Below are 17,039 nucleotides of genomic sequence, written 5' to 3'. Positions count from 1 at the left end.
AGAAGAACCACATGAAAAAACTATTGATTTTATTGTTCTTATTAGGAGCATCTTTACAGTTTTGTTTTTCTCAATCACAACCTTTGCCTATTTCTCAATTAATTGAGATTTATAATAATCCTTCGAAGTATCCCAATTACATTATGTTATCTGCCCATAGAGGATATTGGAAAGATTATCCTGAAAATTCAATTCCTGCTATTAACGCTGCGATTGCTTTAGGCGTTGATATGGTAGAATTTGACATTACTATAACGGACGACGGTACACTTTATTTATTACATGATTGGGGATTGGATAGACTTACTGACGGAAATGGTATCGTCAAGAAGAGGGTTTCAGGACAATTTGTTAATTACAAATCTTGGGATGAGCTTAAAAATCTACATTTGAGGTTATACACGGGAGAAGTGACTTCTTATAAGTTAGCTACACTGAGGGAGGCTCTTTTAGCTTGTAAGAATAAAGTTTTGGTGAGTATTGATAAGGCAGAGAATATAATACCTGAAATGTACTATTTGGTGAAGGATTTAGGTATGCTTCAACAAGTCACTTTTAAAACAAAGATTCAAACTTATCCTACTCCGGAGTCAATTAAGAATTTGGTGAAAAATACAGATGACCAAAAACAGTTGGTGAAAATGTTTACTCCTACTATTTTTAATGAAACTTATGAAAAAGATCCGAATATGATTGCAAAGATGAAAGCTTTTGTAAATGAAGGTTGCACAGGATTTGAGATGATTTATTTTAAAGATACAGATAAAATGCTAACACAGCAAATTACAGTTGATGGTAAAACTTATTCTAATGTTCTATCTTGGTTAAAAGCTATAAATAAGCGTATTATCCAATTTCCAGAATGGCCGGAAAATCAAAAGGGTAATTGGTCACCTGCCGCATATAAATTTAGAAATATAGATTTGACAGGTAATGATTTGCGCTGTGATTGGGATTGGCTTTTGAAAGAATCTCATTCGCCTGATATTGTTATTTCTGATCGTTTGGAGGTTCTCTTTGATTATTTGAAAACTATAGGGAAACGTTCATTGCCTTAATCATAAATACTAGCTTATGAAAACTTTATTAAAGAGTAATAGTAGTTATATATTACTATTTTGTTTGTCTATTCTGTATTGTGGAAATGTAACTTCACAAATAAGTGTGCCTAATCCTAGTGTTCACTTCGCTTTTGATACCAATAATCCTGGATATGAATCTGTATCTAAAGCTACAGCTGTTACTTTTGGGGATTTTACTTTCGTTACAGATAGATTTGGGAATTCTCGGAGAGCTGTGATGTTTAATGGAAAAGGAAGCGGAATTCGGGGCAAGGGATATAATATTAATAATGTCCATACGATTTCATTTTGGGTTAAAATTGATGATCCTTCTACTATTCCATCCGGAGCTATTCCTTTTTCTCCTACTGATGTGAAGTATGAGTTTTATAATTGGATAGATGCAAATAATAACATTTTAAGAGGGCTTGGGCGGAAGAAAGCAACTTTGGGATTAAACCGCTATATTCCTAAGAATGACGGGAGTCGCGTGCCTTGGTATTTGTGGGCTTATAAGCCTTTGCAGTTTAATGAAAGTGGTTGGCATCATATATTTATTATTCAAGGAGAACATTATACTAGATTGATAATGTATAAACCTAGTACGTTGAAATCGTATTTTTATATATGGCTTGGATCTCAGGACTTTCCTGTAGACAAGAAATTGTTTATCGGTGGATTCAGTGATAATTACCCTATTAACGGTCCAATAGATGATTTCAAAGTTTATAATGTAGAATTAACAGATGAGCAAATCGAGTATTTGCATATAGCAGAATATCCTTTTTCTAGATATGTAAAAATAAAAAATAAAAACTCAGGTAAATATATAGTAGTTGAAGACGCCAGTAAAGATGATGGTGTACATGTAATGCAACATTCAACAGAATCTGGTAATGGCGAATGGAAACTTTATTATGCTGGACCGAATGAATATAGGATAGAAAATCTTCATTCCGGGAAGTTGATGAATGTTAGCGGTTCTTCTATGGCTGCTGGAGCCGAAGTAATTCAGTATAGAAAATGTGATAGTGAAAATGAAATATGGATTCCTGAATGCTCAAACCTAGACCCTAAATATTTCAGACTAAAAAGTAAAAGTAGTGGTAAATATTTGAGTGTTTTTCAAAATTCTACTGAAGATAATTATAAGTTGATTCAAAGTAATCCTGGAGAGGTAAGTGAATATTGGACTTTTGAATGTGCCATGCCAATTAATACTTGGGCTATTGAGGATGGACTATATCGTTTGAAAAACAAATTATCAGGTCGCTATTTATCTGCGAAAAAGGGTTCAGAAGCTGTTGGAGATAATTTAGTTCAATTAGAAAATGATCAATTAGAAGACATTGGGTATGATGTTTGGTATGTGCATACTTATGCGGGAGAAAATGGTTGCTATATAATAAATGCTGTTAGCAGCTTGGCTATGAAATCTCAGAATAGAGTTGTAGGCTCTTTAGTTACACAAGATGTGAATACAATTGAAGGTTCATTTAAGTGGCAGTTTATCAATACTGGAAAAGAAAATGAATATCGTTTGAGGAATGTAGAAAGCTTTTATTATGCAGTCGTAGCAAATGCTTTAGGCACTGAGGGGGCTTCGATAGTTCAGAGTACTGAAAGCTCTTTGAACAATGATGTTTGGGTACCAGAAAGAGTATATTATGATGAATCTGTGATCCCCGAAGGTACTTATAAGATAAGAAATGACAATAGTAATAAATTGATGGTTGTGAAAGATGCTTCAAAGAGTGATGGAGCTGAAATTATTCAGCATGAATTTGGAGAAGATGATAGTATGTGGGAAGTTGTACATAGAAAATACGGCTATGTGGAATTGATAAATAAGAATAGTCAGAAGTTTTTCGTTGTGAAAGATGCTAGTCTCTATGTGGGAGAAAACATCATTCAATATGGGACTCATATAGCTAATGGATTATGGAAAATTAGTAAAATATTCTTTAATGAAGGGGGGACTATGCGAGTCGGATATACTCTGAAGAATGCAAATTCACAGCAATATGCAGTAGTTCGGGATGCTTCTCGGGATAATTTTGCCCCCATTATACAATATAATAGTGGAGAGGCCAATAAACTATGGTATTTTGACAAACAGACTGCTAATGCCATGACTCGTAATGCTTCTGGGAGTGAAGGAAATGTTACATCTGATATGAGTGAACCTATGGTTTTTGTCGATTGCAAAAATGATCTGATACAAATTTATACACAATTTAATTCTCCTACAGGATTGATTTTGAGAATAATGGACTTGGCAGGTCGTCAAGTGTATGAAGGTGAGAAAAATGTAGATGCAGGAAATAATGCAGTTCTTATTAATCAATTTAATAAGTCGTTGATTGATAATAATCTGTATGTGATATCTATACGCTCAAAGGATGGAACATTTAATTTTTCCACTAAAGTTATCATGAAACGTTGAATAATGCTTAAGAATTAATTTTAATAAATAATTAAAGTAATAGATTATGAGAAAAAGTATTTTATTTCTATTTGCAATTTTCTGTGCTGCTTTCGTGGTGGCACAAGATCAGCTTCCTAAGTGGGAAAAAGGTTATCTGGATATTCATCACATCAATACCGGACGGGGAAGTTGTGCTTTCCTCATTCTGCCGGATGGAACAAATATGATGATTGATGCCGGAGATTTTGATAACGAAGCGTTTGATGCAAAGTATGCGCCCATGTTTGCACCACAGGTATTTCCAAATAGTAGTTATACGGCAGGATCGTCTATAATAAACTATTTGACTAATGTGTTGGGAAGAGATAAGCTGTCAATTGATTATTTTCTGCTTACTCATTTCCATTCCGATCATTACGGTAGTGTACGCAGTGTTTCCGGCACTTCCGAAAATGGTTATCGTCTTACCGGTTTGACCGAAGTAGGTGATGTAATTCCTATCAAAACCTATGTAGACAGAGATTATCCTGATTATAGTTTTCCGGTTGACCTGCGAACCAACAAATCAGGCAATGGGGGAGTGGAACCTGCTACTTTCCAGAATCTTTTGAAGTTTCTGGAATTCCAGAAAAACAACAATGGGATGAAGATTGAGAAATTTGATATTGGATCGAATAAACAGTTTGTATTGAAAAAAGATCCAAAATCTTATCCCGGTTTTGAAATAAGAAATATTAAGTCAAACAATCTTCTGTGGACCGGAAAGGGGAAAAATACGACTCCTTTGTTTACCAAAGAGGAACTGTTGGCAAACAATGGAAAATTTAATGATAATCAGATGTCGACAGCCCTTGTTGTTACTTACGGTAAATTCAAATATTATGCAGGGGGGGATAATTCCGGTTTGGTAGATCAGGATCATGCGGAATGGTATGATATTGAAACTCCGATGGCTCCGTTGGTGGGGAAGATATCTGCCATGTCGCTTAATCATCATAGTAATCGTGATGCTACCAACAAAAACTTTTTAGATGTACTTGATCCTAAAGTGGTGGTTGCCCAATCATGGAGTCCTGACCATCCGGGACCGGAGGTAGGTCAGAGATTATTATCCAAAAATGTAGGTACTCAAAATAGAGATATCTTTATGACCTATTATCATGATGAAACAGGCATCGGCATTGGTCCCTGGTTCTCTCGTGGTATTAAAGCGAAAGAAGGTCACATTGTGATAAGAGTATATCCTGACGGAAAATATGATGTATTTGTTCTGGATGCCAGAAAGTCCAATCTGACTATAGTTAAAAAGTTTGGTCCTTACGTTAGTGAATAAATTTAATATCTAAAAACTTGCCCAAGTTTACAACATTCATACCCGTAGGCTTGGGCTTGTTTTTTTAATCATTGAAATTACTATGAAACGTTTTATCTTGTTAGCCCTCTTTTGTTGCCTGTTGCTGGGGATGAGTGCCCAGACAGCCAAAGAGGAAATATTTGAAGATATTCATCGTTCGGCAGCTAACCATTGTGCCTATCCCGAACCGCATTTCATAATGACTGTTCCCCCTAAAGGATATAAGCCATTTTATTTGAGTCATTATGCTCGTCATGGATCTCGTTATCGGGTTAATCCGGATGACTATAAGAAGCCGTTGGAAGTATTGCGCGAAGCCGATAAAGACGGAGTACTTACCGAATTGGGAAAGAAGACGCTCTGTATGGTAGACAGCCTTGCCCGACTGGCAGAAGACCGCTATGGAGATTTGACACCGTTGGGAGCACGCCAGCACCGGGGAATTGCAAAACGAATGTATGAAAGCTTCCCGGAAGTATTTCAAGGGGCGGTAGCAGTGGATGCACGCTCCACCGTTGTTATTCGTTGCATCCTTTCTATGATGGCCGAGTGTTTGCAACTGCAATCTATGAACCCTAAATTGCAGATTAAGAATGACGCCAGCTATCATGATATGTATTATATGAATAATGAGGACGATTATTTCAGAAAACAACGTAAAACAGATGAAGTGCTTGCTGCCAAACAGGCTTTCCGAAAGGAACATCTTCATCCTGAACGGTTGATGAAATCTCTTTTCACTAATGAAGATTATGTAAAGTGGAAAGTAAATGCAGATAAACTGATGAGCTACTTATTTGAACTTGCAGTCATTATGCAAAATCACGATACGGATATCGAACTCTATTCTCTTTTTACAAAAGAGGAGTGTTACGACATGTGGTTGCTGAATAACGCAAATTGGTATATCGATTACGGTCCGTCTCCGTTGACAAAAGGGAAAATGCCCTATCTGGAAGCCAATCTGTTGGAGAACATTCTGAATACTGCGGCTACCTGTATCGTTAAAAAAGAGAACAGCGTTACATTGCGATTCGGTCATGAATCTTGTGTACTTCCTCTCGCATGTCTGTTGGAGTTGGGCGATTGCGCTTATCAGACTACCGATTTGAATAGTCTTGCCGAGGTCTGGCGCAATTACAAGATTTTCCCGATGGCTTGCAACATCCAGTTCGTGTTTTATCGTAAAAAAGGGAGCGATGATGTTCTGGTGAAAGTACTGCTGAATGAACAGGAAATGAAACTTCCGGTAGAGAGTACACTTGTTCCTTACTATCATTGGAAAGATGTGGAAACATACTATAGGAATAAATTGGCAGCTTTCAGGAAATAGTTTTTTATAGGTAATAATATAATATTGAAAATCATGATTAATCGGTTTATATTGAACGAAGTATCATACTTCGGACCTGGAGCGCGTGAAGTGCTTCCAAAAGAAATTGCCCGTTTGGGATTGCACAAGGCTTTTGTGGTGACAGATAAAGATCTTATCAAGTATGGAGTGGCGGATAAAGTGCTGAGTGTGCTTAAATCTGCCGGAATACCTTACGAGATATTCAGTGAGATCAAACAGAACCCTACAGTGTTCAATGTAAAAACAGGCGTGAAAGCCTTTGCTGAGTCGGGAGCGGACTTTATCCTGGCCATCGGTGGCGGTTCTTCAATAGACAGTGCAAAAGCTGTCGGAATTATTTCCAACAATCCGGAATTCAGCGATGTCGTTTCGTTGGAAGGTGTGGCAGATACGAAAAAGAAATCCGTTCCTATCATTGCCCTGCCTACCACTGCCGGAACTGCCGCCGAAGTAACAATCAACTATGTGATTACGGATGAGGCAAACGAAAAGAAAATGGTATGCGTCGATCCAAATGATATTCCGGCTATAGCTATTGTGGATGCAGAGTTGATGTACACCTTGCCTAAAAGCCTGACCGCTTCCACCGGATTGGATGCTTTGACACATGCCATCGAAGGGCTGATTACCAAAGGAGCTTGGGAAATGAGCGATATGTTCGAGATCAAGGCCATTGAAATGATAGCTCGTTATCTGGAAACAGCAGTCAACGAACCTACCAATGCCGAGGCACGCAATGGTATGGCTGTGGCACAGTACATTGCCGGAATGGCATTCTCTAATGTCGGTTTGGGAGTGGTGCACGGAATGGCTCATCCGCTGGGAGCTATCTTTGATATTCCTCACGGGGTGGCTAATGCTTTGCTGCTGCCTGTTATCATGGAGTTCAATGCACCTGCTGCACTCGATAAATACGTGGATATTGCCAAAGCTATGAATGTATATACTTCCGGTATGAGTCGGGAAGAAGCGGCACATGCAGCTGTGGAAGCTGTAAAATCGCTTGCCATACGTGTAGGTATTCCGCAACATTTATCTGAGTTGGGAATTGAGGAAGAAGATTTGGAACGTCTATCAGAAGCAGCCTTTGCAGATGTATGTACACCGGGCAATCCGCGTGAAGTTTCTAAGGAGATCATTCTTGAACTATACAGAAAAGTATTGTAATAAACTGTGAGTAAGAACCCTTTTGTCTTATGAATAACACAAAGAAGACTTCAATAATAAGTAAGGATGGTGTGAGCTATCTGATTCCGTTTATATTAATCACGAGTTGTTTTGCCTTGTGGGGATTCGCCAACGATATTACTAATCCGATGGTGAAAGCTTTCTCCAAAATATTTCGTATGAGCGTTACGGACGGCGCTTTGGTACAGGTTGCTTTCTATGGCGGCTATTTTGCCATGGCTTTTCCGTCAGCCATGTTCATACGCAAATTTTCTTATAAGGCGGGAATACTTTTAGGACTGGGTATGTATGCTTTCGGTGCATTTCTGTTTTTTCCGGCCATGCTTTCAGGAAGCTATTATCCATTTCTGATAGCCTACTTCATCCTGACGTGCGGGCTCTCGTTTCTTGAAACCAGCAGTAATCCTTATATCCTCTCGATGGGGACGGAGGAAACGGCTACCCGTCGTTTGAATCTGGCTCAGTCGTTCAATCCGATGGGATCGTTGTTGGGAATGTATGTGGCGATGAATTTTATACAGAATCGTTTGAGTCCGATGGATACGATGGAACGCAGCCGGCTTTCTGCTACTGAATTCGAAGCGGTTCGTGATTCAGATTTAAGTGTATTGATTGCTCCCTATCTGATTATCGGCATTGTGATTCTGGTAATGTTGATACTGATTCGCATGGTGAAAATGCCGAAGAATGCCGACCAGTCTCACGACATCAACTTCTTCCCGACATTGAAACGTATCTTTTCTATCAGTTATTATAGGGAAGGAGTGATTGCGCAATTCTTTTATGTCGGTGCCCAGATTATGTGCTGGACGTTTGTCATACAATATGGCACACGTTTATTCATGTCTCAGGGGATGGGAGAAAAGGCATCGGAAGTGTTGTCGCAGGAGTATAACATTGTGGCGATGATCATCTTTTGTGCAAGTAGGTTTATATGTACTTTTATCTTGCGCTATCTCAGTCCGGGGCTACTGTTGAAGGTTCTGGCTATTGCAGCTTGTGGATTTACAATTGGAGTTATTTTTATTCAGGATATCGGAGGAATGTATTGTCTGGTGGGTGTATCTGCCTGTATGTCATTAATGTTCCCTACGATTTACGGAATAGCTTTACAAGGATTGGGTGATGACGCAAAGTTCGGTGCTGCGGGCTTGATAATGGCGATTCTGGGCGGTTCGGTGTTGCCACCGCTTCAGGCGAGTATTATTGATATGCAAACCTTGTTCGGCATGCCTGCTGTGAATGTTTCATTTGTACTTCCTTTTATTTGTTTTGTGGTGATTATAATTTATGGACATCGTTCTTATGTAAGAGAGAGAAGACGGTGATTGAAAAATTGCGCAATGCACTGAAAATAGCCAGTGCTCGTGAGTATGCTCTCATTGAAGAACTGTTGGTTTGTGTCGATAAAAAAAAAGTTTGATTAAGCAGATCAGGTATCGTATGTAAAATGGACACGGGCGGGAGAGTTGCCGGAAGAATAAGGGAGAAAAGGCGGAGTAATCCGCCTTTTTGCTAACTTTGCAAAAAAACATTGCATACCTTTATGGTCATATAAAGGCAGCATTAAAAAACATTTTTATGACAAGAGAACAGAAGATATTATCCTTGTTAGCCCAGTTTAAGGAACTGGGTATTGACAAACAGATAGATTATGATAAATTCTATCTGTATTCTCTTATTACCCATTCAACAGCTATTGAAGGTTCTACTGTCACTGAAATTGAGAATCAACTTTTGTTTGATGAGGGCATCAGTGCGAAAGGTCGTTCTATGACTGAGCAACTAATGAACTTAGACCTGAAAGCAGCATACGAACAATCTATTGCTTTTGCAAAGAGCCATAGTGATATTTCTGTTGATATGCTTAAGAAACTATCTTCTATCGTTCTGAAGAATACTGGAACAATATATCAAACCGCATTAGGTGAATTTTCGTCAGCGAATGGAGATTTACGATTACTGAACGTCACAGCCGGAACTGGAGGACGCTCTTATATGAATTACTCAAAGGTACCTACAAAGTTGGCAGAACTTTGCGAAAGTATAAATCAGCGACGAAAGGCTCTTTCAAAAACGAATGTTATTGAATGCTATAAGTTGAGTTTCGACGCTCACTTCCATTTAGTAACAATTCATCCGTGGGCTGATGGCAATGGCAGGATGTCTCGTTTGCTGATGAATCAGTTGCAGTTTGAGTTTGGAATCATTCCTACCAATATTAACAAAGACCATAAAGCGGAATATATTGAATCTCTTATAGCTACTCGTGAAAACGATGATATAGAACCATTTCACAACTTTATGTTCGATGAACATATCCGCAATTTAGAGCAGACGATTCGTAATTATCAGGCATCCATAGAGGATGAAGGTTTAGAACCTCGTATCGATGTCGGTATAAATGTCGGTATAAATGTCGGTATAAACGAACAACGTGTATTGGAGCTTATCCAGATAAATAACCGAATCACTGCAAAAGAGATTGCAGAATCGCTTTCGGTTTCCTTACGACAGGGGGAACGGATTATGGCAGCATTAAAGGAGAAGGGGCTGATCAAACGTGTTGGCTCTAACAAATCGGGGCATTGGGAGTTGAGAGGGGGATAATGAGAGAGAGTTGTTACTTTCATTCAAGGCATTGGTACTATGAGATACCCTTTATAAATCGAAAACTGTAGTTGTTTTGTCATCTAATTCTATACCATTAGTGCAGATTGTAGAGTTATATTAAACCATTATATTTGTTATTTACCGAGAAAGATTTATCTTTGTAGTTGAATTAGAATAGAAATAATAAACTATGAGTTTAGTATCTCAAAATAAAATAAACCAATTGCTTCTATTAGGAACAAGGAACGGATTGTTCTTTTCCGAATGGTTAAAAAAGAATGGCTACTCAGATCAGCTAGTTAGCAAGTATCGACAATCGGGGTGGCTCAGTACATTGGCAAAAGGGGTTATGTTTCGTACTGGAGATGTTTTATCGGCATATGCTGCATTACAATGTTATAATCAACAATTAGGAAAAGAATTTCGCATAGCAGCACACTCAGCCTTAGAATTGTTTGGTTTTAATCACTATGTACCCATGGGTAAACCTTTACTTATGGTGGGACACACAAAGCAAAGCATTCCTGAATGGATGAGAAGTGATACTTTTGACAGAACAATCAAAACATTCACTACCGAAACCTTTCTGATTCCACAAGTAACTACTATTCAAAAAGATGAATTAAGCTTACTAATATCGACACCTGAACAAGCATTTATGGAGTGTTTGTTGCTTGCACCACAACAATATAGTTATATTGATTTATACTATGTGATGGAGCAACTGACTACACTGCGCTCTGAAGTTGTACAAAAGCTACTTGAAACAACTAAAAGTTTGAGAGTGAAACGTCTGTTTTTATATATGGCTGAGAAAGCTGGACACTATTGGTTCGATATGCTTGATGCTTCTAAAGTTGCCCTCGGTACATCCAAACTACAATTGGTGGAAGGCGGTATATATGTGCCTAAATATAAAATAACTATACCCAAAGAATTACACGAATATGAATAATGATATATATAGAAAACAAGTTTCTCTGTTGATACGTATTGTACCATCTATATATCGCGTTGTAGACTTTGCAATTCACGGTGGCACAGCTATTAATCTATTTCATAAGGACATGCCTCGATATTCGGTTGATATAGATCTCACTTATATTCCCATACAAGACAGAGACGAGAGTCTTGCAAATATTAACCGTCACTTGCTGGCATTAAAGACAAATATCGAAAAAACAATACCAGGTATTAAAGTTGAGCATAAGCCTAAAGTATGTAAACTGCTTTGTATACTTGATGGTGCCACTGTAAAAATAGAAGTAAATGGGACAAAAAGAGGTATTATTGGAGAAGTTGAAGAAAAGATGTTGTGCCCAAAGGCTATAAAGGAGTTTAATATGACCTGTAAAGCCCGTACGGTTTCATATAGTCAACTTTATGGTGGTAAAATAGCAGCAGCATTAAGTCGGCAGCATCCGAGCAATTATCCTTCGGTAAAGTGGAAATTGCAGAATATTGATAAATTAGTAAAGAGCAATCCCAAGAAACATCAAGAGGGGGTTCAGAAATTGCAGAATTTTTTAAAGATACAGGATTAAATCTATATTGGTATCTATTTATAAAAGCCTGTTTAACAAGAACACTGTCACTGATTCCGCTGATATCTGTGTAGTGTATTGTTGCATTATGTTTTATGTAAAGAACTTTTCTTGTTCAATTCTTCAAAATCAGTAAGCGAATAAAAAAACAATCCCTTTTTCATTTTGTATTGGAACAAAATTTTAATAGGTTTGCAAAACCTAATTATTTACTTCTAACAATCTTTGTTCCTTTAAAATATAAGCATGGAAAAGAATATGGCTGATTTTTCAGATGATAGCTATTTATTGGGGGAGATAAAACGGGGAAACGAAGAAGCCTTCGTCTATCTGTTTAAAAATTACTTTCCCCGTTTGCGTGGATATGCTGTTCGCTTTATAGAAGATGAAGAAATCGTCCGGGATATTATTCAGGAATGTTTCCTGAAATTCTGGGAGAAGAGGGACTTGCTTTCGTCAGTCTCTATAACTTCTTTGCTGTTTGCAATGGTGCGCAACGGATGCCTGAATTACCTGAAACACATATCTATTGTAGAGAAACACCGGATTGAATACCTGGCGTCCATTGACGGGGAAGAACGGCTTTACTATACCGACTTCACCTTTGACGCGGACAATAAACTCCTCTATGACGAATTGCAGGAGCAAATCAAACTCGTCATCGGTCAGTTGCCCGACCGTTGCCGCGAAGTCTTCCTGTTGAGCCGGTTCACACATCTCAAGAACAGGGAGATAGCCGATAAACTGCAAATATCCACTACAGCCGTGGAGAAACATATTTCTAAAGCCCTTGCCCTTTTTGAACGTCACTTCAAGGATAAATATCCGGTAGACATCTATATAATGGTTTTAGCTTGGGTGATTATGAACGAATAAACAGAATAACCGGGAGGAGAAAAAGCAGAGAACTAAAAATTTTCTGCTTTTTTCTATTTCCGGGGTTGGGTAGAATTAAAATTAGTTGTTACATCCTATAGAAAGAGAATTTATGAAAACAGAAACAAACATTCACGAATTGGCGATCCGCTACTTTGAAGGACACATTTCAAAGACGGAAGAGAAACTCTTGTTCAGCTACATTGAGCAAGCGGAAGAAAACCGTCTGCGGTTTCGCCAGTGGGAAAAAGAATGGAAAGTTACTAATGAAGGGGACGAACAGACCATGCAGGAATGGCAACGTCTGCAACGCCGCCTTCGTACGCAAGAGGCTATCATGCCGATGTTGCCACGCCGCTATTTCAGCTTCTGGCGCAGAGTGGCTGCCGTAGCCGCCATCGTGGTGCTTACTGCCGGGGCTACGCTGGGCATCTGGAACATTGCTTCCTTATCTTCTACCGAAGATTATTTCGTATTCGAGGCTCCCTACGGAGAAAAGAGCAAGATGACTTTGGCAGATGGTACGGTGGTATGGCTGAATGCCGGTTCCGTACTGAAGTATTCGGATAAGTTCAACGAACGGAATCGTAAAGTAATACTTAGCGGTGAGGCTTATTTTGAAGTCACGAAGAAGGAAAAGGCCAACTTCACGGTGCAAACCTGTGGATATGATGTAGTGGTGAAAGGAACGAAATTCGATGTTTCCGCCTATCCCGAAGACTCAGTTGTCACTACGGCACTGATGGAAGGTATTGTCGAAATCCATCATGGAGAACAGCGGATAGAGATGACTCCCGGTGAATTTGTGAAGTTGGATATGGCTACCGGAAAAATCACACGTACCCGTAACGATGTGAAGCAATGGAAAGCCTGGTCGGAGAATCGGATTGAATTTGAGGATATTACGTTGAAAGAACTGGTAGCGAAACTATCCCGCCAGTATGACGTCAACATCAGTCTGGAATCGGAACAGGTAGGTGCCAAGCGTTTCCGTATTTCATTAAGAAACCGTGAGACGATAGGAGAGGTGATGGCTGCTTTGCAGGAGATCATCCCGATAACCGTCGAACGCAGAGGAAAGGATATATATATCAGAGAATAAAATCAATTTTGTAACAACTAATTAAATCAAGAAAAGCTATGAACAACCGAAAATCAATTCTATGCTTATTCCTTCTGTTCTTGCTCAGTTTGGGTTCATTGTCAGTAAATGCCCAGACAGTCAGCAAAGTTTTTGAGGAACAAACATTGAAAACTGTGTTGAAGGAAATTGAGAGTCAAACAGGGCTGTCCATTATCTATCAGAAAGACGAAGTAAACGAGAATAAAAAGGTTAATGCGACTTTTGAAAATACTCCCGTTGTAGAGGCATTGTCATCTATCCTTGACAAATCATTGGAGGTGAACCTAAAGAATAAGATGATTGTGATTTCCAAAAAAGGGACAATGCCGGGTGCTGACCAAACAAAAGTAAGATCAATCACCGGAAAGATCATTGATGAAAACGGTGAGCCGGTGATTGGGGCGAGTGTGGCGATACAAGGAACTACGCTGGGCTCAATTACAAACATTGACGGTGAATATACCTTAGCCAATGTTCCGGAAAATGCAGAAGTAACCATTTCATTCATTGGTTACCAGACACTGACTTTTAAAGCGAATGACAAAGCCTTGCAAAATATCACTTTGAAGGAAGATAACGAAATGTTGGATGAAGTCGTGGTAGTAGGATACGGTGTACAACGTAAACGCGATGTAACCACTTCTATTTCCTCAATGAAAGCGAGTGAACTGGCAGTTCCCGTTTCCAGTGTGGATCAGGCGCTTGTCGGTAAGATGACCGGTGTGCAGGTTTCACAACCGAATGGCATCCCGGGTGGAGGATTGTCTATTAAGGTAAGAGGTAGTGGTAGTATTACTGCCGGTACGGAACCGTTGTATGTAGTAGATGGTTTCCCCATGTCCGGTGAAGCCGGAAGTGGTACAGGGCAGAATGTATCTCCTTTGAGTTCCATTAATATGAATGACATTGAGTCCATCGAAGTTTTGAAAGATGCTTCGGCGGCAGCCATTTATGGATCAAGAGGTGCAAACGGTGTAGTCATTATTACTACTAAGCAGGGTAAAGAAGGCAAAGATATGAAGCCTACCGTACAATATGATGGATATGTAGGTTTCCAGCAGCGTACTAAAAAGATAGATATGCTGGATGCGTATGAATATGCTCGGCTCTCCTATGACGGACACAACAATGCTTATCTTGATTTGCTGGAAAGTAAAGGTATTGAAGGTAGCATCAATGATTCTAATGAAGTTCGTAACCAGAAGTTGGGGAAGAAACCGGATGTTATCAATCAGGCTTATTTGCTACCTCCCGAAATAATGCCATATATCAATGGTGAAACCGGACTGACGAATACAGATTGGCAAGACGAAGTTATGAGAACAGGAATCGTCACAAGCCATAATCTTTCTCTGTCCGGAGGGAACAAGGCTACCAGATATTTTATTTCCGGTAATTACATGAAAGAACAGGGTATTGTTATCGGTTCGGATTTTGAACAGATGGGAGCCAGAGGAAAAGTCGATGCTAACTATAAGAAATTCACCTTCGGGACTAATCTGTCTTTTAATTATTCTGTGTATAACATCGTTCCTACCGAGGACAGATATAAAGAAGAGACAATCGTTGCTTCTGCTTTGGCCATGTCGCCCACTATGCCGGTGTACAATGCCGACGGTTCTTATAATTTTGATCAATGGAACTGGCAGTATAAGCATCCGCAGATTGTAAATCCTGTAGCTTTGGCAAATGAAAAGGAAGACCAAATGAAACGTTACCGTTTTATGGGGAACGTCTATGGTGAATATGAACTCTATAAGAATCTGAAATTCAAGACAAGTTTCGGTGTGGATTTCAACAGCTACAGCCGTTCTTATTACAGACCTTCCACCTTGCCTACTTCTTTAGACCGACTTCCGCCTTCAGTGCCGGAAGGGTCGAAGCGTGATAAGAATATGCTGAACTGGGTATGGGAAAACACTTTGTCATATACTACAGTCATTAAAGATGTACATAATTTGTCTGCCATAGCCGGGTGGACTGCACAGAAAGAATCTGTGAACACTTCATTGCTGGCCGGTAATGGTTATCCTAATGACTTGGTACATACCATGAATGCAGCATCAGCTATTACAAGCTGGAGTGCAACAGCTTACGAATGGTCGTTGTTATCGGCATTGGCACGTGTGCAATATTCATATAAGGGCAAGTATCTGCTATCTGCTGCTGCCCGTATGGATGGTTCATCCCGTTTCGGAAAGAATAACCGGTGGGGTATGTTTCCCTCAGCTTCTGCCGGATGGTATATCAGTGAAGAAGATTTTATGAAAGATATAAAATGGCTTACATCCCTGAAATTGCGTGCGAGCTACGGTATCAGCGGTAATTTCAATATTGGCAATTACGAGTATTATGCTACGTTATCGGAAGACAATTATGTGTTGGGAAAAGCTGACGGCACTCTTGCCAGCGGTTTGCGTCCTGCAACGGCTGGAAATCCTGATTTGGGGTGGGAAAAGACAGCTATGTTCAATCTGGGTCTGGAAATAGGACTGTTCAATATGCTGACTTTAGAACTGGATTTATATAACAGTAATACAACTGATATGTTACTGGATGTACCGGTTGCCGAATTTTCCGGTTTCAGTACAGTGCCTATGAATATCGGAAAAGTAAATAATAAGGGTGTCGAATTTGCTATTTCTACTACAAATACTTGGGGAGACTTTACGTGGAACAATCGCTTTAATATCTCCGCCAACCGGAATGAAGTAAAGGATTTGGGCGGTGTTGATGAAATGATAACAACTGCCGAGAGTGTGACTTTCATTACCAAAGTCGGAGAGCCTATCGGCAACTATTACACTTTGGTAACGGATGGTGTATTTGCCAATCAGGCAGAGATTGATAACTCGAAGAATCCGGATAAGAGCCAACGTAAATATGCTTATGTCAGTGGCGCGAAACCGGGAGATTTCCGTTTCAAAGATATGGACGGTAATATGGAGATTGACGAGAACGACCGTACTATTACAGGAAATTATATGCCGAAGTTCACGTATGGTTTCTCTACAGAGTTGAAATATAAGTGGTTTGATCTCTCTATTGCCCTGCAGGGTGTACAAGGAAATAAGATTGCTAATATATTCCGTCGCTACATTGATAATATGGAAGGAGGAAATAACTGTCAGGTCGATGCTTTGGACCGCTGGCAATCAGAAAGTAATCCGGGCAGCGGCTATGTAGTCCGTGCAAACAGAAGTGCAACGGGTATGAATGGTACTACTTCTACCTGGCATATTGAAGATGGTTCTTATATGAGAATTAAGAATATCACTTTTGGATATACGCTGCCTAAATCATTGCTGACCAATGTAGGAATCAGCCGGGCAAGAGTTTATTTCTCTACCCAGAATCCTTTCACTTTTACCAAATATAGCGGATATAATCCGGAAGTGAATATGAAAGGCGGTTCACTGACTCCCGGTATCGATTATGGTACATATCCTCTGTCTAAATCATTTGTATTCGGATTAAACGTAACCTTTTAAATAATCA

Annotated in this window: 12 protein-coding genes; all 12 read left to right on the top strand. The window is 39.4% G+C overall.

The features are described from left to right. Positions 1-11 precede the first annotated feature (11 nt). The 12 genes from DW036_RS06740 (at position 12) to DW036_RS06685 (ending at position 17,032) form a co-directional block, all read left to right on the top strand. Positions 12-1,058: a glycerophosphodiester phosphodiesterase family protein gene (locus DW036_RS06740; RefSeq protein WP_118462322.1), complete on the top strand. Its 1,047-nt coding sequence runs from the start codon at positions 12-14 to the stop codon at positions 1,056-1,058. A 16-nt stretch (positions 1,059-1,074) separates the two neighbouring features. Then, the gene (locus tag DW036_RS06735; RefSeq protein WP_118462320.1) at positions 1,075-3,507 is read left to right on the top strand and encodes an RICIN domain-containing protein; all 2,433 of its coding nucleotides are present in this window, start codon (positions 1,075-1,077) and stop codon (positions 3,505-3,507) included. 46 nt (positions 3,508-3,553) lie between these two features. Continuing rightward, a complete protein-coding gene (locus DW036_RS06730) occupies positions 3,554-4,822 on the top strand; it encodes a ComEC/Rec2 family competence protein (protein ID WP_118462318.1) in 1,269 nt (422 codons plus the stop codon). A gap of 82 nt (positions 4,823-4,904) precedes the next feature. Beyond that, positions 4,905-6,176: a histidine phosphatase family protein gene (locus tag DW036_RS06725; RefSeq protein WP_118462316.1), complete on the top strand. Its 1,272-nt coding sequence runs from the start codon at positions 4,905-4,907 to the stop codon at positions 6,174-6,176. Positions 6,177-6,209: 33 nt separating this feature from the next. Continuing rightward, positions 6,210-7,364: a lactaldehyde reductase gene (gene fucO / locus DW036_RS06720; protein WP_118462314.1), complete on the top strand. Its 1,155-nt coding sequence runs from the start codon at positions 6,210-6,212 to the stop codon at positions 7,362-7,364. Positions 7,365-7,393: 29 nt separating this feature from the next. Beyond that, complete coding sequence (gene fucP / locus DW036_RS06715; RefSeq protein ID WP_118462313.1) at positions 7,394-8,713, top strand: L-fucose:H+ symporter permease; 1,320 nt, start codon at positions 7,394-7,396, stop codon at positions 8,711-8,713. 253 nt (positions 8,714-8,966) lie between these two features. After that, a complete protein-coding gene (locus DW036_RS06710) occupies positions 8,967-9,995 on the top strand; it encodes a Fic family protein (RefSeq protein WP_118463143.1) in 1,029 nt (342 codons plus the stop codon). 193 nt (positions 9,996-10,188) lie between these two features. Further along, positions 10,189-10,953, top strand: a complete 765-nt coding sequence (locus tag DW036_RS06705; RefSeq protein ID WP_118462311.1) for a type IV toxin-antitoxin system AbiEi family antitoxin — start codon at positions 10,189-10,191, stop codon at positions 10,951-10,953. Then, complete coding sequence (locus tag DW036_RS06700) at positions 10,946-11,542, top strand: nucleotidyl transferase AbiEii/AbiGii toxin family protein (RefSeq protein ID WP_118462309.1); 597 nt, start codon at positions 10,946-10,948, stop codon at positions 11,540-11,542. The genes DW036_RS06705 and DW036_RS06700 overlap by 8 nt, the downstream gene beginning before the upstream one ends. Before the next feature lie 258 nt (positions 11,543-11,800). Next, positions 11,801-12,418 (top strand): RNA polymerase sigma-70 factor, encoded by a 618-nt coding sequence (locus tag DW036_RS06695; RefSeq protein WP_187374574.1) that lies wholly within the window; start codon positions 11,801-11,803, stop codon positions 12,416-12,418. A 112-nt stretch (positions 12,419-12,530) separates the two neighbouring features. Further along, the gene (locus DW036_RS06690) at positions 12,531-13,520 is read left to right on the top strand and encodes a FecR family protein (RefSeq protein ID WP_118462306.1); all 990 of its coding nucleotides are present in this window, start codon (positions 12,531-12,533) and stop codon (positions 13,518-13,520) included. Between the two features lie 38 nt (positions 13,521-13,558). After that, on the top strand, positions 13,559-17,032 hold the full coding sequence (locus DW036_RS06685; protein ID WP_118462304.1) for a TonB-dependent receptor: 3,474 nt from the start codon (positions 13,559-13,561) through the stop codon (positions 17,030-17,032). Positions 17,033-17,039 lie beyond the last annotated feature (7 nt).

This window comes from Bacteroides sp. AF39-11AC (assembly GCF_003474285.1).
Lineage (GTDB): Bacteria > Bacteroidota > Bacteroidia > Bacteroidales > Bacteroidaceae > Bacteroides.
This window is presented reverse-complemented; position numbering and strand designations above follow the sequence as displayed.

Excerpts from the sequence above, each read along its gene's own strand:
- DW036_RS06740 (WP_118462322.1), top strand. The coding sequence starts at position 12 with ATGAAAAAACTATTGATTTTATTGTTCTTATTAGGAGCATCTTTACAG.
- DW036_RS06735 (WP_118462320.1), top strand. The coding sequence starts at position 1,075 with ATGAAAACTTTATTAAAGAGTAATAGTAGTTATATATTACTATTTTGT.
- DW036_RS06730 (WP_118462318.1), top strand. The coding sequence starts at position 3,554 with ATGAGAAAAAGTATTTTATTTCTATTTGCAATTTTCTGTGCTGCTTTC.
- DW036_RS06725 (WP_118462316.1), top strand. The coding sequence starts at position 4,905 with ATGAAACGTTTTATCTTGTTAGCCCTCTTTTGTTGCCTGTTGCTGGGG.
- fucO (WP_118462314.1), top strand. The coding sequence starts at position 6,210 with ATGATTAATCGGTTTATATTGAACGAAGTATCATACTTCGGACCTGGA.
- fucP (WP_118462313.1), top strand. The coding sequence starts at position 7,394 with ATGAATAACACAAAGAAGACTTCAATAATAAGTAAGGATGGTGTGAGC.
- DW036_RS06710 (WP_118463143.1), top strand. The coding sequence starts at position 8,967 with ATGACAAGAGAACAGAAGATATTATCCTTGTTAGCCCAGTTTAAGGAA.
- DW036_RS06705 (WP_118462311.1), top strand. The coding sequence starts at position 10,189 with ATGAGTTTAGTATCTCAAAATAAAATAAACCAATTGCTTCTATTAGGA.
- DW036_RS06700 (WP_118462309.1), top strand. The coding sequence starts at position 10,946 with ATGAATAATGATATATATAGAAAACAAGTTTCTCTGTTGATACGTATT.
- DW036_RS06695 (WP_187374574.1), top strand. The coding sequence starts at position 11,801 with ATGGCTGATTTTTCAGATGATAGCTATTTATTGGGGGAGATAAAACGG.
- DW036_RS06690 (WP_118462306.1), top strand. The coding sequence starts at position 12,531 with ATGAAAACAGAAACAAACATTCACGAATTGGCGATCCGCTACTTTGAA.
- DW036_RS06685 (WP_118462304.1), top strand. The coding sequence starts at position 13,559 with ATGAACAACCGAAAATCAATTCTATGCTTATTCCTTCTGTTCTTGCTC.